General features: G+C 42.7%; 19 protein-coding genes and 1 tRNA gene. 13 read left to right on the top strand and 7 right to left on the bottom strand.

Annotated elements, in window-relative coordinates; genetic code table 11:
• Positions 1 to 67: 67 nt before the first annotated feature.
• Positions 68 to 3,937, bottom strand: coding sequence for a DUF3683 domain-containing protein (locus MMOL_RS02520; protein ID WP_015831443.1), 3,870 nt, complete (start codon positions 3,935 to 3,937; stop codon positions 68 to 70).
• 168 nt (positions 3,938 to 4,105) lie between these two features.
• Between MMOL_RS02520 and MMOL_RS02515 the strand changes: the two genes are divergently transcribed.
• The 8 genes from MMOL_RS02515 (at position 4,106) to MMOL_RS02480 (ending at position 10,192) form a co-directional block, all read left to right on the top strand.
• The gene (locus MMOL_RS02515) at positions 4,106 to 4,606 is read left to right on the top strand and encodes a peroxiredoxin family protein (protein WP_015831442.1); all 501 of its coding nucleotides are present in this window, start codon (positions 4,106 to 4,108) and stop codon (positions 4,604 to 4,606) included.
• Entirely contained in the window at positions 4,607 to 5,032 is a 426-nt protein-coding gene (locus tag MMOL_RS02510; RefSeq protein ID WP_015831441.1) for a CopD family protein, read from the top strand.
• A gap of 14 nt (positions 5,033 to 5,046) precedes the next feature.
• Positions 5,047 to 5,844, top strand: a complete 798-nt coding sequence (locus MMOL_RS02505; protein ID WP_015831440.1) for a hypothetical protein — start codon at positions 5,047 to 5,049, stop codon at positions 5,842 to 5,844.
• A gap of 54 nt (positions 5,845 to 5,898) precedes the next feature.
• Positions 5,899 to 6,462, top strand: a complete 564-nt coding sequence (locus MMOL_RS02500) for a TetR/AcrR family transcriptional regulator (RefSeq protein ID WP_015831439.1) — start codon at positions 5,899 to 5,901, stop codon at positions 6,460 to 6,462.
• Between the two features lie 122 nt (positions 6,463 to 6,584).
• Complete coding sequence (locus MMOL_RS02495; RefSeq protein WP_015831438.1) at positions 6,585 to 7,541, top strand: carbohydrate kinase family protein; 957 nt, start codon at positions 6,585 to 6,587, stop codon at positions 7,539 to 7,541.
• A gap of 67 nt (positions 7,542 to 7,608) precedes the next feature.
• Complete coding sequence (locus MMOL_RS02490; RefSeq protein WP_015831437.1) at positions 7,609 to 8,061, top strand: outer membrane lipoprotein; 453 nt, start codon at positions 7,609 to 7,611, stop codon at positions 8,059 to 8,061.
• 269 nt (positions 8,062 to 8,330) lie between these two features.
• Positions 8,331 to 9,101 (top strand): GNAT family N-acetyltransferase, encoded by a 771-nt coding sequence (locus MMOL_RS02485; protein WP_015831436.1) that lies wholly within the window; start codon positions 8,331 to 8,333, stop codon positions 9,099 to 9,101.
• A 287-nt stretch (positions 9,102 to 9,388) separates the two neighbouring features.
• A complete protein-coding gene (locus MMOL_RS02480) occupies positions 9,389 to 10,192 on the top strand; it encodes a lysophospholipid acyltransferase family protein (RefSeq protein WP_015831435.1) in 804 nt (267 codons plus the stop codon).
• Here the strand turns inward: MMOL_RS02480 and MMOL_RS02475 are convergent.
• Complete coding sequence (locus MMOL_RS02475; protein ID WP_015831434.1) at positions 10,181 to 11,020, bottom strand: symmetrical bis(5'-nucleosyl)-tetraphosphatase; 840 nt, start codon at positions 11,018 to 11,020, stop codon at positions 10,181 to 10,183. The genes MMOL_RS02480 and MMOL_RS02475 overlap by 12 nt on opposite strands.
• A 99-nt stretch (positions 11,021 to 11,119) precedes the next feature.
• Entirely contained in the window at positions 11,120 to 12,007 is an 888-nt protein-coding gene (locus tag MMOL_RS02470; protein ID WP_015831433.1) for a c-type cytochrome, read from the bottom strand.
• A gap of 161 nt (positions 12,008 to 12,168) precedes the next feature.
• Here MMOL_RS02470 and MMOL_RS02465 point away from each other — a divergent pair.
• Positions 12,169 to 12,245, top strand: a tRNA-Arg gene (locus MMOL_RS02465).
• Between the two features lie 293 nt (positions 12,246 to 12,538).
• Here the strand turns inward: MMOL_RS02465 and MMOL_RS02460 are convergent.
• The 4 genes from MMOL_RS02460 to MMOL_RS02445 all read right to left on the bottom strand — a co-directional run bounded on the left by MMOL_RS02460 (position 12,539) and on the right by MMOL_RS02445 (position 17,762).
• The gene (locus MMOL_RS02460) at positions 12,539 to 13,366 is read right to left on the bottom strand and encodes a hypothetical protein (RefSeq protein WP_148207838.1); all 828 of its coding nucleotides are present in this window, start codon (positions 13,364 to 13,366) and stop codon (positions 12,539 to 12,541) included.
• A 99-nt stretch (positions 13,367 to 13,465) separates the two neighbouring features.
• A complete protein-coding gene (locus MMOL_RS02455) occupies positions 13,466 to 14,590 on the bottom strand; it encodes an AAA family ATPase (protein WP_015831431.1) in 1,125 nt (374 codons plus the stop codon).
• Positions 14,580 to 16,577, bottom strand: coding sequence for a DUF262 domain-containing protein (locus MMOL_RS02450; protein WP_015831430.1), 1,998 nt, complete (start codon positions 16,575 to 16,577; stop codon positions 14,580 to 14,582). Before MMOL_RS02450 ends, MMOL_RS02455 begins: the two co-directional genes overlap by 11 nt.
• Positions 16,578 to 16,598: 21 nt before the next feature.
• Entirely contained in the window at positions 16,599 to 17,762 is a 1,164-nt protein-coding gene (locus MMOL_RS02445) for a DNA cytosine methyltransferase (RefSeq protein ID WP_015831429.1), read from the bottom strand.
• A 764-nt stretch (positions 17,763 to 18,526) separates the two neighbouring features.
• Here MMOL_RS02445 and MMOL_RS02440 point away from each other — a divergent pair.
• From MMOL_RS02440 to MMOL_RS02425, 4 genes are all read left to right on the top strand, one after another.
• Positions 18,527 to 21,169 (top strand): Mu transposase C-terminal domain-containing protein, encoded by a 2,643-nt coding sequence (locus MMOL_RS02440; RefSeq protein WP_015831428.1) that lies wholly within the window; start codon positions 18,527 to 18,529, stop codon positions 21,167 to 21,169.
• Positions 21,170 to 21,171: 2 nt separating this feature from the next.
• A complete protein-coding gene (locus MMOL_RS02435; RefSeq protein WP_015831427.1) occupies positions 21,172 to 22,374 on the top strand; it encodes an AAA family ATPase in 1,203 nt (400 codons plus the stop codon).
• Entirely contained in the window at positions 22,361 to 23,716 is a 1,356-nt protein-coding gene (locus MMOL_RS02430; protein WP_015831426.1) for a TniQ family protein, read from the top strand. The genes MMOL_RS02435 and MMOL_RS02430 overlap by 14 nt, the downstream gene beginning before the upstream one ends.
• 139 nt (positions 23,717 to 23,855) lie before the next feature.
• On the top strand, positions 23,856 to 24,179 hold the full coding sequence (locus tag MMOL_RS02425) for a helix-turn-helix domain-containing protein (RefSeq protein ID WP_015831425.1): 324 nt from the start codon (positions 23,856 to 23,858) through the stop codon (positions 24,177 to 24,179).
• Positions 24,180 to 24,312: the final 133 nt, after the last annotated feature.

The raw sequence follows: 24,312 nt of genomic DNA, 5'->3' as shown, positions 1-24,312 counted from the left end.
CGTACAAACACGAACGCCCCATGTAAATCACTACATGGGGCGTTCGCACATGCTATCAAGCTAACGGTTATAACAATACTTTTTCGATACCGCCATTGTTAGCTTTATGCACATAGTCTTGCATCCAGTTTTCACCCATAATATGTTTAGCCATTTCCACCACAATGTAATCAGCTTCAATTCCGGTATCTTCACCGTAACGGGATAGACCTTGTAGGCAGCTTGGACATGAAGTAAGGATTTTCACTTGCTCTTCTGGTGCGCCCACGGTCAAGCCCATTTGCTGCATGCCTTTTTCCAGCTCTTCTTGTTTACGCATTTTCACTTGCGTAGAAATATCTGGACGTGCCACCGCAAAAGTTCCGCTCTCACCGCAACATCTATCATTGAGCGCCACATCTTGGCCCATCAAGGTGTTGGTCACTTCAAGTGGCTTATATGTCTTCATCGGCGTATGGCAAGGATCATGGTACATATAACGTGTACCGGTAACACCTTGTAAGCGCACATCTTTCTCCATCAGATACTCATGAATATCCAACAAGCGGCAACCAGGGAAAATCTTCTCAAACTCGTACTTCTGCAACTGATCCATACAAGTACCGCATGACACAATCACTGTTTTAATATCCAAGTAATTGAGCGTATTAGCAACACGATGGAATAACACGCGGTTATCTGCTGTAATCTCCTGACCTTTATCGTGATTGCCTGACGCGGTTTGCGGGTAACCACAACACAAATAGCCTGGTGGCAGCACGGTAATCGCGCCTACTTCATACAGCATCGCCTGTGTCGCCAACCCTACATTAGAGAATAAGCGCTCAGAACCGCAACCAGGGAAGTAGAACACTGCTTCAGAGTCATCCGTTACTTTTTGTGGGTTACGGATCACCGGAATCATATGATCATCTTCTAAGCCCAGCATCGCGCGCGAGGTCTTAGATTGCATTTTCTTCGGCATCGGGCGATTAATAAAATGAATCACCTGTGCTTTGATTTCAGCCTTACCTACGGTTGCGGGCGGATGTTTCTTATCGCGCAGTAAGCCGAAGCGCTTCGCCAAACCATGCGCAAAACTCTGTGCTTTGTAGCCCCAGTTAATCATCACGGTACGTAATAATTTAATGGTAGCCGGGTCTTTAGCATTCAAGAACGCCATGCCCAGTGCGGTGCCAGGGTTAAATTGCTTTTTACCCTGCTCACGCAGGAAATTACGCATCTTGATAGAAACATCACCAAAATCGATATCTACTGGACATGGTTTTTCGCAGCGATGGCAAACCGTACAATGGTCAGCGACATCGTTAAACTCATCAAAATGCTTAATTGAAATACCACGGCGCGTTTGCTCTTCATACAAGAAAGCTTCAATCAGCAATGAAGTACCTAAAATCTTATTACGTGGGCTATACAACAAGTTTGCACGCGGTACATGGGTAGAACATACCGGCTTACACTTACCACAACGTAAACAGTCACTGATGTCGTCTGCAATCTCGCCAATTGCAGATTGCTCCATAATGATGGACTCTTGCTCTAGCAAACCAAAGCTTGGCGTATAGGCATTCTCTAGCCCAGAGCCTGACATCAACTTACCTTTGTTAAAGTGACCATTAGGATCTACTTTGTTTTTGTAGTCGGCAAATGTATCAATTGTGGCTTGATCCAGAAACTCCATTTTGGTAATACCGATACCATGCTCACCTGAGATCACGCCATCCAGACCACGTGCCAGCGCCATCACTTTGGCAACGGCCGCATGTGCATCCTGCATCATGCCGTAATCATCAGAGTTCACCGGAATATTGGTATGCACGTTACCGTCGCCAGCATGCATATGCAATGCAATAAACACGCGGCTTTTCAGTACCTGCTTATGAATCTCGTCGCAACGTTCAAGAATTTTTTGATACTCGCGTCCAGCGAAGATATCAGCCATTGGGCGCTTCAGTTCGCGCTTCCATGAAATACGCAAATCATAAGACTGCACTGCTCTAAACACATTTTCATAATGCGCATAGGCTTTACCAGCTTCGCCCAGCACGGCAACTGGCTCATCCAGATGCTCTAATACAAAGCCCCAACGTGCACGCAGATCAGCCAGCAATGCCAACGCCATCGTTTGCTTGGTTTTCACCATACCAGCGTCAGAGCCACCATCTTCATCCGCCTGCAGCGGCAACTCGCCTTGCATAAAGGCTTCTAAGGCATCAATCAGTTTTAGCTTGTTACGGATAGATAAATCAATATTGATACGCTCGATACCGTCAGAGTAATCACCCAAGCGCGGCAGTGGAATCACCACGTCTTCGTTAATCTTGAAGGCATTGGTGTGTTTCGCGATGGCAGCGGTTCTGGCACGATCCAGCCAGAACTTCTTACGAGATTCGCTCGATACCGCGATAAAGCCTTCACCGTTACGCGCGTTACATAAACGCACCATGCTTGAAGCAACTTCACCTACCGCATTTTCATCATCGGATGCGATGTCTGCAATCAACACCATTTTCGGGCGCTGTTGACGTGCGGCTTTGGTCGCATAGCCAACCGCTTTAATATAGCGCTCGTCCATATGCTCTAGGCCAGCCATAATCACGGCTGGCGTTTGCTTCGCAGTTGCGTCCAAGTAATCTTTAATTTCTACAATCGCAGGTACAGCATGCGATACATTGCCAAAGAACTCTAGGGCCAAGGTGCGCACATATTTAGGCATGCGGTGCAAAATAAAAGTGGCGCTGGTAATTAAACCATCACAACCCTCTTTCTGGATGCCGGGCAAGCCAGATAAGAATTTATCGGTAACGTCTTTACCCAAGCCGACTTTACGGAAGCTAGGACCTGGGATTTCCAGAATCTCAGGCTCAGACAGCAAGGTTTTCATGTCCTCGCTGTAGCGGCTGATTTTAAATCTAGCCAACTCAATATCGTGAATCTTGCCTAGGTTGTGGTCTAAGCGCTCAATCTCCATCCACTCACCATCTGGCGTCACCATGCGCCATGAGGCAAGGTTATCTAAAGCAGTACCCCATAGCACAGCTTTTTTACCACCCGCGTTCATGGCAACGTTACCGCCGATGCAAGAAGCATCCGCACTGGTTGGGTCACACGCAAACTCCAAACCTGCATCAGAAGCCGCCTCCATCGCGCGTCTGGTGACCACACCAGCACCACACTCAATGGTAGCCACTTGGCGTGCAACACCAGGCAAGGTGCGCATTTGCACGCCGGTATGCTGATCTAACTTTTCCGTATTAATGACTGCTGATAAAGGTGTTAATGGCACCGCACCGCCAGTATAGCCAGTACCACCACCACGTGGGATGATAGTAAGCCCTAACTCAATACATGCACGCACCAAGGCGGCAATTTCACTTTCGGTATCTGGCGTTAATACTAGGAATGGGTATTCAACACGCCAGTCGGTAGCGTCTGTCACATGAGACACGCGTGACAAGCCATCAAACTTCACGTTATCTTTACGTGTAATTTTTGAAAGCTTAGCCAGTGCTTTTTTACGCAGATTAGCTGTCTGTTTGAACTCATTCTCAAACTTAGTCACAGCTTGGCGTGCTGCCACTACCAGCTTCACCACCTTAGCATTGCCGGCACTGCGCTCATCAATCGCGGCAATGCGGTGCTTCAAGGCATCAACCAGCGCTTTGCAACGCTTAGGGTTTTCTAATAAGTCGTCTTGCAGATATGGATTGCGTGACACCACCCATAAATCGCCCAGCACTTCAAACAACATGCGTGCGGAACGCCCAGTTTTACGCTCACCGCGCAATTCATTTAAAATACTCCAAATTTCTTCGCCAAGAAACCGAATGACAATTTCACGGTCAGAGAAAGAAGTATAGTTATAGGGAATTTCGCGCAAGCGCGTTGCAGGCTTAGGCTCTGCGTTTAAAATAGTGCTTAATAGAGGTGCGTTCATTGTAGTTTTTGACAAATAGCTTTGCTATTAAAGAATCATTATAACATGGTGTAAGCTGGCAAATAAGCGCGACTGTGATATGGTTATTTATCACGCACACACATTTATGATAGCAACACCTGAAAAAAATTCACCAAGAATATCCATTAATAAAGTTAGACCATCAAGATGAAACAATTATTAAAGAAATCTTTACTGCCGATTATTATTATTGCACTGTTAGCCCTACTGGGGCTACAGCTGACCAAAAAGCCGCAAGCGCCTGATGTGACATTCAACACGATTGATGGCAGACAGATTTCTATGGCATCTTTGAAAGATAAGGTTGTCATCGTTAACTTCTGGGCCACAGACTGCCCAGGCTGCATAAAAGAAATGCCCGAGTTAATTAAAACATACAACACCTACCATCCTAAGGGACTTGAAATCATTGCGGTTGCTATGCCACATGACGAAATCTCGCAAATCCAAAACTACAGCAAATCCAATAACCTGCCCTTCCCGGTGACATATGACCAAAGTGCTGCTATCACCGAACTTTTCGGCAAAGTGCGATTAACGCCTACCGCTTTTATTTACAACAAGCAGGGTGACTTATTACAAAGAACCATGGGAGAACTGGACTTTGCCGCATTACAACAATTATTAAACAAAGAACTGGGTGCTTAAATGCTGTGGATTAAAGCGCTGCACATTATTTTTATCACCAGCTGGTTTGCCGGCTTATTTTACCTACCTAGGCTATTTGTTAACCACGCCATGGTGCTTGATGCAACGGTGCCAGACCACAACACATCTGAGCACTTAAAGCTGATGGAAAAAAAGCTATACCGCTTTATGCAGCCGCTGGCGATATTGGCGCTGGGCTTCGGGCTGTGGCTGTGGCTAGGTTACGGTATTGCCGGCGCATGGATGCATGCCAAGTTAACCTTAGTAGCCATACTGATTGGCTACCATATTTATTGCGGCAAATTGGTGAGTGACTTCAAGCAGAATAAAAACCAACACAGCCATATTTGGTACCGCTGGTTTAATGAACTGCCGGTGCTTATCCTGATTGCAGTAGTCATACTGGTTGTGGTTAAACCTTTTTAACGGAAAGATGAAGCATGCATCATGATGATTCTGACTTGCTAGGTTCGTCTTGGCTCATTTATATGCTGGCCAAATCCAGCAATACGCCTGAAGGGCGTTTATTAAGTCTGTTTGATATTCTGAACGATTGGCTCAAAGCACCCAACATGCCGAAACATTGCCAGTTAAGCGACGCCAATCACGCATTATTACTCAGCTACTGCACAGCGCAGGCACAAGCCTTAGGGGCTGAAAGCCCTGAAATCCTAGCCGAACATATCGTGTTGATTGCACGCAACGCCGCCTTGCAAAATATCGCACACCCATTGAGCAATAGCTTAATGCATGCCAAAAAGGCAGCTAACGCACTTATCTTGGCACAAACCCAACCAGCAGCCACAGTACAGAGCAAGCGCGCTATCACTAAACCTAGGAAAAAACTTGCGGCCTACAGCATTGCAGCAACTTTGGCACTAGCCATCGGTGCATCGTTGATCTGGTCACCATACTTACAAGATCTGCAATTCTTACAAGCTCAGCAGTCAGCCCCAGATCTGCGTGTTGAAGCAAGCGATACGGGCAATGCTGCGCCAGAGCATACGTTGACCGCTCAAGATGCAACGCAGATGTACGCTAAGTTTGAACAGATGCGCCAAGGCTCATGCCAATTTCCTGAAGTATTGCAAATGCCAGATAAACACAAAGCCATCTACTTAGAAAACGTCGTAGGCGGCAAACTGCCGGCCAATTTAGAAGATCTGGCGATTGCCAATGAATACATGGCAAAAATACGATGCAACTACACACCAATGCTGATGGCTGCATCCAAATAACCCGCTAAATAATAACAGTTGCCATCACTGTATACAGATTAGTATAATGATGCTATGACTAGCTTACGTGAAAAAATACTCACTACTGCGAGCAATTTATTTCAAACGCAGGGCATTAACTCGACTGGAGTTGATACCATTGTGGCTGTCGCCGGTACCACCAAAATGACGCTGTATAAATATTTTGGCAGCAAAGAAGTGCTGATTCTTGAAGTACTGAAACAAGGCCATCAAGACTTTCAAAACTGGCTCAACGACAAACTTAGCAGTAACACCAAACAACCTAGCGAAAAACTACAAAAGCTGTTTGACTACATTGAAGAGTGGGTCACATCACCTGATTTTCATGGCGTAGGTTTTATCAAAGCCTCGGCTGAGTTTCCGCAAGAAGATAACCCAGTACACCAACTATCTTCACAGCAATCGCAGCAATTCAAGCAATATATTCACCACTTAGCTACAGAAGCCAACATCAAAGACGCTGAAGGGTTGTCACTGCAGTTATCCTTGATATTTGAAGGCGCAGTACAAGCTGAGCAAATGAAACGCGGCTCAGGTGCGATTAAATACGCTAAAACCGCAGCTAAAATCCTGATTGACGGCGCATCCGAGCATTAACATCATCAGTTACGTCCAATACGACGCATACCCACACCTATCAGACTTACCTACTGATTAAACTTGCCTAGCTGGGCTAATACCTAAGATAATGATTCTTTTTTCATTTCTGCGTTAATTCCATGCATACACTTATTTGCGGCTCACTTGCTTTTGACACCATCATGGTGTTTCAAGATAAATTCAAAAATCATATCTTGCCAGATAAAATTCACGCCTTAAGCGTTGCATTTTACGTGCCAGAAATGCGCCGCGAATTTGGCGGAACAGCAGGCAATATTGCTTACAACCTGCAATTACTGGATGGCAACCCACTCATCATGGCAACGGCCGGTGAAGATTTTGGCACTTACACACAGTGGCTGAACACAAATAAAATCAACACAGCACACATTAAAATCATTCCGAACAGCTTTACCGCACAAGCGTTTATCACCACTGATACCGATGACAACCAAATCACGGCATTTCACCCAGGCGCGATGATAGAGTCACACCAAAACAGCGTAAAAGATGCTAAAGATATTACCCTGGCAGTGATTGCACCTGATGGTAGAGACGGTATGTTCCAACATGCGCGTGAATGCCATGAAGCGGGTATCCCGTTCTTATTTGACCCAGGCCAAGGTTTACCTATGTTCAACGGCGAAGAACTGCTACAGTTCATTGAAATGGCTGACTACTTGGCAGTCAATGACTATGAGTCACAAATTATTCAGGATAAAACCGGTTTATCATTAGAGCAACTCGCACTAAAAGTAAAAGCCTTGGTCGTAACTCTAGGCGGTCAGGGTTCACAAATTTATGCAGATGGTCAACGTTTTGACATTCCATGCGTTGTGGCAGATAAGATTGTAGACCCAACCGGCTGTGGGGATGCGTACCGCGCAGGCTTGTTGTATGGCATTGCTAAAGGCTGGGACTGGCCAACCTGCGGCAGACTGGCCTCAACCATGGGCGCAATTAAAATTGCCTACCGTGGCGGACAGAACCATGCACCAACCCGTGCAGATATTGAAGCGATTTACACACAGGCACTGGTGAATGAAACCGCAACCGCAGAAGGTTTAGCCAACTAAAATCTTGCCATGTGCAGAGAAGCTCAAGCTTTTAAAATTTTTATTCACTGATTAAAGGAAAAAGAAAATGCATATCAGTCGACTTATCGCAGTAGGCCTACTCAGCGTATTTTTAGCTGCTTGCGCCAGCTCTAACTCGGGCTCTGTCTACAGTAGGGAAGATGCTAGAAAGACACAAACCGTAAGAACAGGCACCGTAGAAAGTGTGCGCCAAGTGAAACTGGAAGGCACCAAAACACCAATTGGTACGGTTGCTGGTGGCGCCATTGGCGGTATTGCCGGCAGTTCTGTAGGTGGCGGCAAAGGCAGTACCATTGCTGCAGTGCTGGGCGCGGTAGTTGGTGGTATTGCAGGCTCTGCCGCCGAAGAAGTGGCAACCAGAAAAGATGCACTGGAAATCACCGTGAAGCTTGATGGCGGTGGCTTACTGGCCGTGGTACAAGAAGCTGATGAACCATTCTCTGCCGGGCAACGAGTACGCCTGATTGAAAACGGCGGCACCACTCGCGTATCACACTAGCCTACCACATCACTCACGTACTAAGCACCCATCAGCACCACCATACTGCCTAAAGATAATTCTGGCAGTATGGTGGTGTTTATACATTTAGCTCACCCGACCAACAATCTTAGCCGACACCAGCGCTCAGACTAGCAACGCAAAATTTGTCTTTCACACTGTAAGCTGCTGTCAACAAAGCATCATCTACACGTCATTAATTCTTCATATTTCATCTTTAAAGTTCCGTTCAAGCTTAAAAGATAAATTTCATGGAGAGCATCCGGATCATGCGTAAAGATTTAGCCTTAATTGGCAGCATTAATACACGTAACCAAGAGCCAGCCTCGCAAAGAAGACTGTATGTAAACCTGGCACACACACAAGCTGAAATTGAAGAAGCGCAGCGCTTGCGCTATAAAGTATTTGCGGAAGAAATGGGTGCACAGCTTTCAGGTACTGGCGGTTTAGATATTGATGGCTTCGACCAATTTTGCGATCACTTAATTGTGCGCGATAGCGGTACCAACCAAGTGATTGGCACTTACAGAATATTAAGCCCATCCAAGGCTAACGAGGCTGGTGGCTATTACTCTGCTGGTGAGTTTGATTTAAGCCGACTATCTCACCTGTTTGACCGCACGGTTGAAGTGGGCAGAGCGTGTGTACACCAGAACTACCGCAACGGCGGCACCATTACCATGCTATGGGCAGGCTTGGCCAAATACATGCAGATTCATAACTACGAGTACATGATTGGCTGCGGCAGCATAAGCATGTCGGATGGCGGCCACAGTGCAGCCAGCCTTTACAACAAACTACGCGATGAATACTTATCACCTTTAGAGTACCGTGTATTTGCGCGCAACCCGCTACCAATCCAGGCGCTACACAACAATCTGCAAGTGGCATGTCCACCGCTGATTAAAGGCTATTTGCGCCTAGGTGCTTACATTTGCGGCGAACCAGCTTGGGACCCTTACTTCAACACTGCCGACATGCTGGTGATGCTGCCATTATCAAGAATAAACCCAAGATACGCAGCACATTTCTTAAAATAATTTAAGTACAGCTTACCTAAGTAAACTGTATCTAAGTAAAACTTTACCTAAACACTGTTTTACCCAGACACAGCTTTACTTAGGTACAGTTTTACTTAGCCTCAACCATAGCGATGTGCGGTGAACCATGCACCGTGCATTAGAAATTAGCGTAGCAAGGTGGCTATGCTTAGGTTGCTACTCTTAGGTTGTTATACGTAGGCTTCTGGGTTTTGGTTACCAAATTGGTGGCTAAACTTTAGCCTGCTACAACACCATATAACTCATGTAAAATAAAAGCTCTACCCTTGATTAGCTCCGTTACTTTGCAAACCACACAACCTAGCGCCCAACAAACCAATGCCCTCACCCGTTATTTCCGAGTGACACGTGTCGTTATCCACACATGCGTGGGCTTGCTAGTAGCATCTGCTCTATTTCCATTTGCTGGCAACCAAATAAAAGCCAGATTGATTCAATGGTGGTGCACAGGCTTACTCGCTGCATTTAACCTCCAAGTCAAAAAGACCGGAGCCGTGCCTAGCGGCAACACACCACTGACTAGCGCCATGTTTGTAGCTAACCATATTTCATGGTCTGACATCCATGCACTCAACAGCGTCATTCCATTACGTTTTATTGCTAAGTCTGAAATTAAGAACTGGCCGGTGTTTGGCTTCCTTGTCAGCAAAGCCAATACATTATTTATCGACCGCAGTAAAAAACAGGATGCTAAACGCACGATAGAAGTCGCTCACAACAGCTTGCAGAGTGGCGATAATTTGTGTTTTTTTCCTGAGGGCACAACTACCGATGGCACGGAGATAAAACCATTCAAGAGCAGCTTGATTCAGGCGGCGATTCTGGCCCAATCATATATTTACCCAGTGGCCCTACACTACCCCAACCCCGATGGCAGCATCAATACCAAGGTTGCTTACGCAGGCGATACCTCACTGGCTGAATCCATGCGCAATATGCTGCTGCAAAAAAACCCCGTCATCGAGCTGCATTTTTTAGCGCCCATTACACCGGTAGAATATGCCACAATGGACAGGCGCACACTCACACTGCATATTGAAAGCTTAATTCGCAGGCAGTTAATGCGCTGATTTTTGTATCGCCACCGGCTTATCTAAAGGATGAGCATCCACTTGCACAATTTCTTTGGTAGCTAGATTCATCGCGGTTAGCTTGCCACCCCATAAACAACCCGTATCCAACGCAAATAGATTTTTGCGTTGTTGTAGACCTAACGCAGACCAATGCCCAAAAATCACTTGAGTATCTTGAGTGGCGCGTGCAGGCACATCAAACCAAGGCATGTAACCATGCGGTATATCTTGCAACTCACCTTTAAATTTAAACTCCATTTCACCGTCTGCCGTACATATGCGCAAGCGCGTAGCTGCGTTGGTAATCACACGCAAACGATCAACCCCGGTTAGATCCGGCGTCCAACAATTGGGTAAGTTGCCATACATATGCGTTAAAAAGTGCAGGTAATTTTCGCCCTGTAATGCAGCCTCTACCTCTGCCGCATAAGCCATGGTTTGCTCCACCGTCCATTGTGGCAGCAACCCCGCGTGCACCATTAAGTAATCAGCCTCGTGATACACCAAGGGCTGATGACGTAACCAACTCAGCAGCACATCTCTATCATCAGCAGCTAGCAGCGGCTGCAACGTGTCACCTCTATGTGCAGCAACAATACCAGCGGCCACCACAATGGCATGCAAATCATGATTACCCAGCACGATGCGCAGGCTATGCTGATGGGCGTAGCACCAGCGCAGTACATCCAGCGTGCCGCTGCCACGGTTAATTAAATCGCCCACCAGCCATAGCTGGTCTTTGTCCGGGTCAAATTTAAGGCGTGCTAATAATGCCTGAAACGCATGATAACAACCTTGTATATCGCCTATTGCATAAGTCGCCACGAATCAATACCGCCCTAATCATTTGAATTTACCGCCAATAAAAAAGCCACTTAATATATCAAGTGGCTTTCTCGTGTATTACCTTGCAAAAATCTCTACTTAGAATCCGGCACCCGCGGCATTTGCCATATGTTTCACAGCAGCAGCAACCTCTGCATCAGACAGCCCTGGATTGCCGCCTTTAGCAGGCATAGTACGAATACCATTAATAGCATGACTCACTAAGGTGTCGTAACCTTGTTTAACGCGAGGCTCCCACTGTGCTTTATCGCCAAATTTAGGTGCGTTCATTAAGCCAGCAGCGTGACACATAGAACAAACAGCCTTGTACACTTCTTCACCGCTTTTACCCGCAACAACTGGTGCAGAGGCTGCAGCTGCAGCAACAAGATCTGATCCTTTTGCCGCCTTTGCTGGCTCAGCTGCTTTAGCAGGATCAGCCACTGCAGGTGCTGCTTCAGCAGTTTTTTCCGCAGGCGCTGCTGCTTTTGCTGCAGGCGCAGTAAATTTTGCACCAGATGCGTTTGCCATTTCAGCCACAGCACTAGCAATTTCGTCGTCAGTTAATGCAGGATTACCACCACGTGCTGGCATACTACGAATACCCTCAAGCGCATGTTTTACCAATGTTTGGTAGCCTTGTGCAATACGTGGTGCCCATTGTGAGTTATCACCAATTTTTGGTGCACCCATCAGGCCAGCACCATGACACATAGAACAAACTGCTTTCACCACTTCAGCGCCGCTCTTACCAGCTGTCGCTTCTGAAGTCGCTGCAGCAACCTCTACAACCGCAACAGGTTTAATGTTTTCATCAAGCTTAGCTGCTATCGCCGCTGCAGGCGCATCAACTTCTACTGCATCTGTTACGCCAAAAATCTTAGCGACAATCACTATAAATGCAACAATACCAACGACACCAGCAAAAGTCGCAAGCAGAACCTGCCCTAGAGAGTAGCCTTTAGCTTCATTATCTACATTACTCATTACGTTTGTTCCTGAAAATATATGAATAAAAACCTTATTATACCTACACTTTAGCTTATGACAAAAAACGCAATCACAAAAAATATGCCTGAACCGCTAAATTGCATTGCGTATTAAGGCAACATACAGCACCTCAGTTTGCTATAATGCAACGCTACTTTGCGCCCGTAGCTCATTTGGATAGAGTATCGGTTTCCGAAGCCGAGGGTAGTGGGTTCGAATCCCGCCGGGCGCGCCATAAAAATCAATGGGTTAGCCTACCTCCGTGTCAGTGGAAGCATATATTTATCCCAAAGACAGTTTTTTGCTTCCAAATTACAAAGCCAGCTATATGCTTCCAATTTTAAAGAATGGTTACAAATTGCTGACATCGCCATTTCATTATGTTTGTAACTGTAAAGACTTTTTATCCACTGTGAAACGAGACTTCACTCATGCCTGACACTGTATAAATGACATTTAATTTAATCAAAAATTAAACTTTATTAATGGCCGAAATGTTTAGGCAGGGTCATAAGTCGGGGGACTAACTTAGTAATGATCTCCTAACCGCAACAAAGCAATATAGCGCTTATTTTGGATAATAGGTAACCCAAAGTAAACTCGTTTATATTGTCCGGGTGGTACTCTTTTTCCTGCATTATTGAAATCAATTTTAAGATGAAACTCACAATTTAGATTTGATATTTCGTGAGTATTCTTATTTACATCAGTAACTTCGAAGTCAACTACAAGCCCTTTTTTATTGCTGCCTTGACGGGTACAATCCATAGAGTTTCCAGTTTTAGAAGTCTCTTGTCGAATAAGGATTAAATCAGCTTCAGTCCCTCCTGTTGATAGGTGTGGCATTACATTGTGCAGTGCAAGCAGTGCTCTTGCGAACTCTTTTGAAAAAGAATTTAAACCTCCATTTTTTGTTTGTGCCAAATGTATATGTATATCTTTATGAAAGGACAGATTTTTAAATAATAGTTTTGCTCTTTTCACAAAGCTAGAAGCTTCAATCGGGTAATTATGAAGGTTTTGGTAATTAAGCTCATATAGCTTGTTATTAGAATCCACGTGAATATTATGGGATACCCCTGGTATGATTATTCCCTGGGTATAGAATGAGAAGAAATTGCCCGGATCAGCTTGATTCGACTCTTCAATTGCAGCTGCAGTTGTAATATCTGACTGGAATCTTGATATTACATTATAAAACTCTTTCAATAACTCTGCGTATTCAGGGGAAGAGCTATTGGATATCTGAAATAATATTTCCTGTAATGACAATGAGTTAAGTGAATACTCTAAAATATCTGAATTCACTATTTTGTTATTATAATCAGGCACGCTTAATAGAAACTGATTTAACATGTTCAGCGCCGAATCAAAGTCTAACTTTGAATCAGTCGCCTTAAGTGCCAGAGCGTAACTAGAAATGTAGACGTTATTCATTATAGTTGTGATTGAAACTTAGCTTATACTCACACCACTGATGATTGACCTAATATCAAGAGCTTGTTGATCAAAAAAACCTGCTGGCCAAGATGGCAAATCACCTTTAGCTCCTATAGGCAATATATCAACATTAGTTTGAGAGTTCTCGTTTTTGACAAAGAATACTTTAGCTAAGTCATCCGTATGATTATCCGAAAGTCTAGTGGCAAGTCTGATTCCGTTTAAAACATGATCACTATGAGTTTCAATAATTACTTGAACATTGGCTAGAGCGGTAAGTAGGATTAGTCTACCTAAATAGCTTTGACCTCTTGGATGAAGGTGCGCTTCTGGACTTTCAATAATGACGATATCACCTGCAGATGCAAGGATCAATGCAGTAACAACACTTAATGTATAACTATAACCATATCCAACATTAATAGATCTAGTTTGCATTCCATTCGGTGGTGTAATTGTATTGAAAGCAACATTCGCCTTCCCAATGGTTTGAGGTGTTATTGTGTACCCAGGTGCTATTTCCTGCATCCAAGCTTCTATAGATACGAATTTATCAATGCTTCTAGCTGCAGGATGTTTTCTTTGATCATTAACATCATTAAATCTCTCCGTTTTCACTTCGATCAGTCTTTGAAGTACTTCAATAGTAAATTCGCCTTTAGTACCAAGCCAGTTCGAGTGAAAAGCATGTTGGGATAACGGAAAATTATCTTTAGGACCAAATCTGTCTGCAGATAAATATTGAATCTTAAAATTATTATTCAATAAAAAATTCGTGATAGAGGGACTGCGCGTGTTGATTAGCCGTAATTCGTTTAGTGAAGCTTCATCTCTTTGTTTTGGGGTTGTATAACCCCATTGAAGAGATATCTGGTTAAAATCAATACCAATTATTAGTTGATCATCATTGCGATTCGAGTGATTGTGAACGTCACTAATTTCACCAATAGTTACTAGATCACCATTGATTTTTAGCGTGTCAGAGTCATTAAATTTTGATTGGAAAAAAATGCATAATGCTTGAATAGCTGTACTCTTTCCAACTGAATTGCTGCCACAGAAAACTGAAAGTTTACTTAACTCAAAGGTTTGAGACTGATATGCTTTGAAGTTGGTAAGATTTATCTTTTTAATGTTCATGTTCTGAATTGTTTACGTCTGCAAGTAGGTTACGGATATCAATATCAACACCAGTACTAGTTTCTAGAATTTTCCTAAAAGCACTAAATCTGTAAAGCACTGTAACTCTTTTCCCTGTTGATTGAGTTATTGCGTCATTAAAACCGCGGTTTGATTCTTTGTAGGTTGGTGAGGTCCATTCAGCGAAGTCAGTTGAATTAGATTGAATTGCTGTGTAAAGGGCATCGATGAGGTTAGCACTTTTTAATAATATAATTTCTCGTTGAGTATTATCAGCAAAGGAGAAGTAAGTAACTATTATTTCAAAAAGTTGTTTGTTTATTAAAGTATTGTTTTTAAAACGTTCTCTTATAAAAGTATAGTCTTCAAATACTTCATAAGCTAATTTCAAGCCTTTTCTAAAGCGATCTAAATGGTCCAAATATTTCTGCGCTGTTTTTGTTAAGTTGACTTCAGCTTTACCATCTTCAATATCACTCAAGGAGTTAACGTTTATTTCAAATTTACCCCATTGATTCATCGTAGACATGGCTGTTTTGAGAAATTGGTCATAACCGGCATTGCCAAATGTAGAGTATCCATTAACCATGAAAGCTAATGCTGACAAACATAACTCCATATCCTTTTGACGTACAGCTTTTACTTTATCTCTTGTTGCAACTTTAAACTCATCAAGTGAAGATGCGTATCTTAAAAATCTTACACTGCTACCCTGTTTGAGAGCAGAGCGAATTTCTTGTTCACTAAGTTTCATTCCATATGTATTTATTCGATGAAATAATTCAACAATTAAATCTGTGTTTTTATCACTTGAGTCATGATCGATAAGATAAGCAGTAATTGCATACTCTCGAATATCTCTTTGTTCAGTTCTTGTTAGGTCTTTGTAAAATTTGTCGTTGTGAGTTTTGAGGAAATTAAGCTTGTCTAAGCTAAAGTTGCCTTCAATAAAATCATAAATTGTTGTAATTCGTTGAAGCCCATCAACAACAATCCAGCCACCATCTGCTTTTTCGGCAAAGTAAAAAACTGGCAAGGGAAGTTTCATCAGAATTGATTCTATAAGCTTTGCTTTTCGCGAAGCATCCCAGATACGATCTTTCCGTTGAAAGTCTGGCTGCAAATCTATATCGCCGAATTTCATTCGGTCAAAAATTAAGCTAATTACTGGCGTTAGTTGTCTTATTCTTAAAGCAAATAAGTTAGAGGAAGCTGTTAGAGGAAGTTGATCTGATGCTTTATCGTCTTCATCAAGCGTGATATCGGCTTTAGATTGATCTCCGTCCTCGAAGCCAATAAAGTCGGGGGTGTCTGTAAATTCTTTAAAGTCGGTATGTTTGCCGTCTTCTGTCGGCTTCCATGCCAATTTAACGTTGGTATCAATGTTAACAATAGATTCTGATAGAGAGCTATTAAATAGACTCCAATTTTTTATTATTTCCTCTATGTTTTGAACGCTTGATTCAGCTGGGTATTTTTTTGTAATTAAATCTAATGAGTACTTAGTCTTTTGGATAAGATCTTGCTGCTCATTAACAATTTCAGAAAGTCTCAGATCTAAATAATTTTCTATTAGCTTTCTTACTTTTCGATACTCACTACCCTCAACCTCTTGTAAAAAGCCAGGAGCATGAACATGCTTTTGCCTTAGCAATAAGTGTTTTTTATTTCTAAATTTAAAAAACTGAATATAAGGCAGATTAGCCAAGATTGTTTCTGGTTGGTTTCTACTTGAACCACCGCCATATAGCGCTTGATCTACATTCGTAAATCCCTTTCTTTCTAGGTCCACCCATATTTCTCTTAATTCACTGAGTGGTCGTGATTTACCTAATGTATTAGAGGTGCTTGAAACATAGTATTTGCTATTTTCAACATCAATACTTGTTAAGAAAATAGGGGCTAATGCGGGATTAATGGATCGTAATTCATGACCAATTAAAAAATCTTTTATATCCAATAGAACATCATTGAAACTTATTGTCATAGCTAAACCCTAATCGGAATTTTAAATCGTTGCCTTAGTTAAATAAGGTATGTCCTGTTGAATTAATAAATTCTTTTGAGCGATATACTCATAAATGGTAATTGCAACGGCTTTAGATAAAAGGAATGGAACACCATTGCCTATCGTTTTAAACATATCAGACAAAGACATTGTATTTGGTAGCTCAAACTCAAACGGTAAGGACTGAATAGCTAATGCTTCAGCTGCGCTTAACCTTCTTGCTTTGTAAGGATGCAAATGGACCTCATTATTACCATATGCCGCAGTAGGAGAATATCTATATCGATGCAATCTCTTAAATGATTTTTTACTAACCTCACCTTCTTCCGTAGATTGGAATTTTGTCGTTGTGGGTTTGGGATTGAAGTAATGCTTAGCATTAGGATGATTATCAACATTATTAAGCTTGAACCAGTATTCCACAGTGAGCTCATTAATAACTGAAGTCCAATTGTTTGTTAGAACGCTATTTTCTTCAAATGTGGACTTGCTAGGCCACAACTTTTTATCTAACACTCCATCTCTTGTGTACAGAGCATGATTCATCCAACCGAATTCATTATTTAAAAGATTTTCGTTGTATTTTTGAGGTAGCAAACTTTTTGCTATACCGAATAAAATAATCCGATCTCTATCCTGAGCTACACCAAACTCAATGCTATTAGTTAATCGATCTGTAAGAAAGTAACCAGCCTTACTTAGACTGCTCTTCATTTCATCGTAAAACTCTCTATGTTTAGCTGTCTTCCATAGGCCTTTCACATTCTCAAAAAGAAAGAAGTGAGGTTTATTTTTTAAAATTAAATCAATATAAACCTTCGAGAGCTTACCATTCTCACCATCTTTACCTTTTTGTTTTCCTGCCACTGAAAAATCAGGGCATGGAGGACCACCGATAAAACCCACAATGTCGGTTTTTTTTAGAGATTCGATAAGGAATTCTACCTTTCGCTTTAATGGTTCACTATCTACGCTCCCTTCAAAGTAACCATGCTTAGGGGCAGGTAAATTCATTTTCTTCCTGCTATGTTTGTATGCATCAAGAAAAGGTTTGTGATGTTCGTTTACAAATACTACGTCAAAACCTGACTTTTCGAAGCCCAGATCGAGAAAGCCACTCCCCGAGAAAAAAGAGAAAACTTTAGGTTTTTTAAATGAGTTCAATGAGCAACCTTCAAAGTTAAGGCATAAAAATTTAAGTTGATATTATACGAAATTATATGTCATTAGATTACTATATTTGACCTAATGGCACGCTACCCAGAATGAAATAGAGCCTGTGTAAAAACACCTAATTTAGAACACTCTAATAACGAACTACTATAAAGAAACACATAAATTTACTTTGTCAAATTTAGCCACTTAATTTGTTTCTTTTCTCGTTTTCACCAAACATATTTGCAACCATCAGTTCCTCCCAGTAACCAGTGGTTACAAAATATCCTTTATATTCAATTGGTTGAATTAAATCTAACTATTGCATAATTATCAAATTAGGTTTAATAGTTATTGCTATAGCAAAACTTGCGTGATTAAAAATTCATGCTAATTTGATTTTCAGATGGCTCAGAGCGAAATATTACTTTGGGTCATTTGAACAGTCGGCAGTGTTGTATTGCTGCCATTTTAGAAAGGGAATACCGAAGAAAAGAAGCTTATTGAGTGAAGCAGCCTGAGTGATCAGGCTGTAGAAATGCAAAAGACCCAAGCGGAATACACTTGAGTCCTCTGAATGACACTTACTGCTAGCGGGAACTAGTTAAGTACATTCTACGACGATTGTGTGTTTTGTCAAATTTCAGACGATAGTCTTGGTCCCTTTGCGCCTTAACTTTCTCATCAGTCAAAAATGCTGATGAGCAGGAAAGGACTCCCTACGCCCAAATTTCTACGACTCCTTAAATCAAGTTAGTTATTAGGAGCATGAAATGTTTAATCAAACAGCATTAGAAGAGTATTACCAACGTCAAAATATTAGTTATGAGGCACAGCGCATCATCAACCACATAAGAACCTCAGATCCATCACGACTTACTGCCAGCGGCATGTATAACGTGGCTTGTCGTTACCCTAGTAAGAAAATGAAATGCACCATTCAGGCTGAAAGTCACAATAATGAATTAGCAGCCGTGTATGAGTGGGATCATGACTGCAACACGCATGAGTTTTACGACCAACCACCCAAGATCAAACTTAGTTATCAAAAGAGTGAAGGTAAAAAAGTAACCATCTTGCATACACCAGACTTTTTCATTTTGGCTAATGACTACACAGGATGGATTGAATGCAAAACAGAAGAAAAGCTCACTGAGTTATCCGTCACTCAGCCAGAACGATACGTGAAGGATGAACTAGGTAACTGGCGCTGCCCACCAGGTGAAGCCTATGCAGCTCAATTTGGTTTGCGATACAGCTTACGCTCATCAATCGTTAACGACTGGGTGTTGCTTCGTAATCTAGTGTTTCTATCTGACTACATGGATGCTGATTGTCCGGCTCCTACTGAATCTGAGCTACAGATTGTGCAAGGATTATTCAAAGACAAACCTTGGATGAACCTTATTGATCTGGTACGTGCAGATGATAAGTTACCGGCAGATGCTATCTACAAAATGATTGTTGATGGTCATTTGTATTTTCCGATTCGATCTAACCCTATCTCTGAGCTTGAATATGCGGTTGTCTACCGTGACGAAGTGGCAGCAGACTTTTACAAATTACAGGCGTGTAAAGATGCGGTAACAGAGTTTAATTTGCGCCAACCGCTACAAATAAAGGCTGGTGAGAATCTCACATGGGATGGCATGCCATGGAAGATAGACAATGTAGGTAAAACTTCTGCCTATCTGAGCAATGCAGAAGGCCATACCACGCAGATTGAATTAGAAGATCTTCAAACCTACATCCAGGAAAACAAGATTACCGGGTTACCGACTAATCTAAGTGACGACTTACAAAACGACGTCTACCTAAAAATATCTGCTGCTGGGCCAAAGGCCATGCAGGCAGCCATTGCAAGATATGAAATACTACAAAATCCAACTGCACGCACAACAGTCTCGATCAGCACCGTTAAATACTACCGCAAGAAGTTTCAGGAAGCTGAAATGTTATATGGGAATGGCCTGATTGGCTTATTCCCACAGACAGCAAAGCGTGGCAACCGTGACCGGAAGATTGACCCAATGGTAGTAAGCCTGATGGAGACAGTCATTGATGATCATTACCTAAAACCACATAAACCTAAATTCATGGCGGCATATGGTGAACTGACCAATTTATGCGCGGAACAGGGACTGGTTGAACCCAGTGAAAAGACCTTTCGAGCCGCCATCAATAAACGCAAGGCATATGATGTTGTGCTTGCCCGGGAAGGGAAACGCGCGGCCTATGAACATGAGACGTTCTACTGGCGACTTGATATGGATACTCCGCGCCATGGTGAGCGACCATTCGACATAGCACATATTGATCATACAGAGCTGGATATACAGTTAAGTGATCGTCTGTTTGGCATTATGTATGAGCGACCATGGCTTAGCATCATGATAGATGCGTACTCCAGAAAAGTACTCGCATTCTGGATTAGCTTTAATTCACCCAGCTATCACAGCTGTATGATGCTTATTAAGCGCTGCGTGCAACAACATGGTCGCATCCCTAGAACGATAGTAGTTGATGGTGGGAGTGAATTCGACAGTGTTTATATGGAGACTTTACTTTCATTCTTGAAAGTCACCAAAAAATCACGGGCTAAATCTAAAGCACGTTTCGGCTCGGTACTTGAAAGATTCTTTGGTACCAGCAATACCCAGCTTATTCATAACTTGAGTGGCAATACCCAAGCGACTAAGACGCCACGTACATGTGTGCCTAGCCACGATCCCAAAAAGCTTACTGCATGGACGCTACAGTCATTTACCCAGTGCTTTGCCAGTTGGCTAACACAGGTCTATGAGAACAATCCTCACAAAGGCCTTGGAAGCAGCCCTAACCAAGTGTTTGCGATCAGCATGCGTGACTTTGGCATTCGTTCACACAAGCATATCACTTACAACCACGGGTTTGAGTTGCTATGCATGCCGACAACTAAAAATGGTGTTGCCAAAATCCACCGTGTGCAAGGTATTCATCTCAACTATCAAAGCTACTGGTGCAAGGAGTTCACCGACCCAGCTTTGGCCGGCAAGAAAGTGCCCGTGCGCTACAACCCTGACAATGCAGCCTATGCTTACGCTTACATCAATGGGCAATGGATCGAGTGCATCTCTGAGTTTGTAGCTATTTTTAAGAACAGAAGCGTCAAGCAAATTGAACTCATCACCCAAAACCTCAAAGCTAAAAACATGCTGATGAGCAAGAAGCAAAAGTTGACTGCTCATACGATAGCTGCATTCTTACGCGAAGCTTCGCTATCTGAAGAGTTGCAACGTCAGATATGGCGTGATCAGGAGCTATTGGCCAGAGCCAATCTTGAATCTAAACCCATGCAGGATGTGGAGCAGGAGTCAGATATCTATGACATGGACACGACCAATGATCAAGACCTACAAGTTTACGAGGACTTTTAATCATGACTGCTAACGATAGATTCCCACAATCATTACTACAAAACCCTATCAATGTCAGAAAGGAGTATTTTTACAGAAAAACAATTGGCCATCCTAGATTGGAAGAGGCTAAGCAAAATGCTTTATCTTTAATTGACCCCAGTGCGTATCCGGACATCATGATCGTGACCGGGCCTACAGGCGTCGGCAAAACGACCCTTGCCATGAAAATTCAAGATCAATTGCTGGAACGTAACATGGAAAGAATGCAGTCAGACAAATCTCACTTACCAGTCATCAGAGTAGATGCCATTCCCCCTGAAAAAGAGATGAAATTTGATTGGAGTGATTTTTATACACGCATACTGCAGGCATTCAGTGAACCATGCATCTCTCAGAAGCAGCTGTTTGAAGATGAAATCTATCTGGAGCAGCCTATCTCACTTGTTTACGGCAAGAATAGTTTAGCAGCACTACGACGTGCAGTTGAGAAGACCATGAGAATGCGAGGTACCAGAACACTCATTATTGATGAAGCCAATCATTTGCTGATGGTTGATCCTAAGCACTTGCGTAGGCAGTTTGAAATCATTAAATCACTCTCACAGAAGTGCAATGTGACGATCATTCTGATTGGCACCTATGACCTATTACAAATCCTCGAGCAAAGCGCGCAACTTGTGCGCCGTGGACTCGTTGTACACATGGCACGTTATGATGACTACATCCCTGCTGACAAGAAAGCATTTGGAAGCGCTTTGCTTACCTTTCAGCGCCATATGCCGTTTAAGATAGAACCTGACCTTCTCAAACATCTGAACGTTTTTTACCTGAAGTCAGCTGGTTGTATCGGCATACTCAAGAAGTGGCTAAATAACGCGGTCAGAGAGGGTTTGAATAGTGATCTTGACACCATTGATTTGGATTTCATATTGCAATATGCGCACTCCAACAAAAGTATACAGACAGTGTTAAATGAAGCCTTCATTGGTGAGTCAAAACTCAAGGATATTGATTTCAGAGAGTTACGTTTAATGCTGAAATCACATCATGACAATCTTGGCAAAATCACAACTCAAGACAGCGATGTAAATATACCCCCTGGATCTGATCTCGTCCAAGAGGCGCTACCCAAACTACCACCAGCCAAAAAGTCGGTTAAGGGCCAAGTCGGAAAACGTAAACCTAAGCGTGATCCAACGGAGATGAATTATGGTTTATTCTGATGTCACCATTGATGATATTGATGACCGCGTCATTATTCCACCTAGAAGCAGACTATTTGGATTGGCTCCAATCGGTATTGGCAGCTCGGTATCTGAAGGACTTATCTCTTATCTGATTAGGCTGGCTGGTGAGCACTGCATCAGCCCCAAACTGATGATAAGTGCCGAGCTACTGCCACAAATGCGTGGAGTGAACGCTGTTCGTCATGCTGAATTTCATACTGACTATGCAAAGACGCTCCAAAGCACCGGCAAATTTGCACAGTCTTTTGTGAAGGTCACAGAGCAGCTTACCTGTAGATCAGATATATCACTGACGACCACGCTGCCTTGGCATGCAATAGTCCCATCAATCAGTAGCGGTTTAATGACGCAACACCCTAAATGGTGCAGTAGATGTTTAGCAGCAGACCGGGTTAGCGGCAAAGCCCCATACTTTCGTTTAGTATGGGGCTATAAGCTCTATCAGGTATGTCTTGAACATCAAACGTACCTCGTGGACGAATGTCCTTGGTGCGGCAAGCATCAGCCATTTTTCCCAGACCATGCCGTCATTGATCGTTGTAACTATTGTTATGGATGGCTTGGGACCCAAGCCGTAGAGGAAGCTATCATTAATGACGAACAACGTAGATGGACATCCCTCGCTATAGAGGACATGGTCTCTCATGGCCTACAAGCACGAAATGAATTAACTGGAGAGATGTTTAGAGGAAAATTGATGTCACTGGTTAATACATATGCAGATGGCCATAAGACGCGCTTATCCGAAATGCTTGGGTTTACTAGATCCACCATGGCCACATGGATTACTAAACAGAGAAAACCATTATTCCCGCAGTTTCTGTATCTATGCCATCAACTAGGCATGCTACCTTCACAGCTTTTATTTGATAACTCTGCGCCACAAAATCTGGAGCTCGCCTATAAGCCTGGCATCAAAAAGTTACATCAAATTTTGCCTAAAATTGGATTACAAGAGCCACCAAAAGCAGATATTTATTTAAAACTAAAAGGTATTTGTAATGATGCCAATGATTGCCGTTCATTAACCGAAATTACAGCAATACTGTCATTAACTAAGACCTACTTATCCTATTGGTTTCCTACAGAATGCAAACTCATTTCATTAAAGCATAAGCAAAGCATCCATCGCATGACGATACAACGGCACAAAGAGCAAATACTGTGCGTACGCAACATCACATGGCAGCTACATGGCCAAGGAATATATCCAAGTAACAGACTAGTAGCAAAAGCAATTGCCCCGCTCAAAATGAGCCTGCTAAAACCGCATATAAGAGCAACCCATAGACAGACCTTGAGAAACCTCAATTACTGATGTGAATTGACACTGCATTAACTGACTCAAGGGTAATTTAATGACTCTTACTTTTGTTTTAATCAAAACTATTTAGATAGATTGCGTACCTATAAAAAGTATATTAAGCTACTTAAAACACTTTTTATAGGTACATTTCATGCCAAAGAAAATACCAGAAAACGCCCCAATTAGCATATTTGCGCTTGATATGATCAAGCTGTGGGGCAAGACAATCTCAGCGCAACGTAAATTGCGCCAAATCACCATGCGTGACTTTGCGCATCGTATGGATGTAAGTCTAAATACCTTACAAAGAATTGAACGTGGTGAACATTCAGTCCAAGCCGGCAACTACTTACATGCCATGAATATGCTGGGAATATTGGATAGGCTATGCAATACACCTGAGAACAAAATGATGGAAAGCCGGACTAAGAGAGTGCGATATCCTATATCCAAAGATGACCCTGATTACTTTTAGCGGTTACTGGTGCCTATATCACTAATCACTTGTTCAAAAGCAACCACTTCCAGAGAGCGAATCACGCCTTAATTTAAAATAACTTTAAGTTCTATCACATTTAACAGTTACTCATTGGAGTGCGTCTCAAACA

It is taken from the genome of Methylotenera mobilis JLW8, from assembly GCF_000023705.1.
GTDB lineage: Bacteria > Pseudomonadota > Gammaproteobacteria > Burkholderiales > Methylophilaceae > Methylotenera > Methylotenera mobilis.
This window is presented reverse-complemented; position numbering and strand designations above follow the sequence as displayed.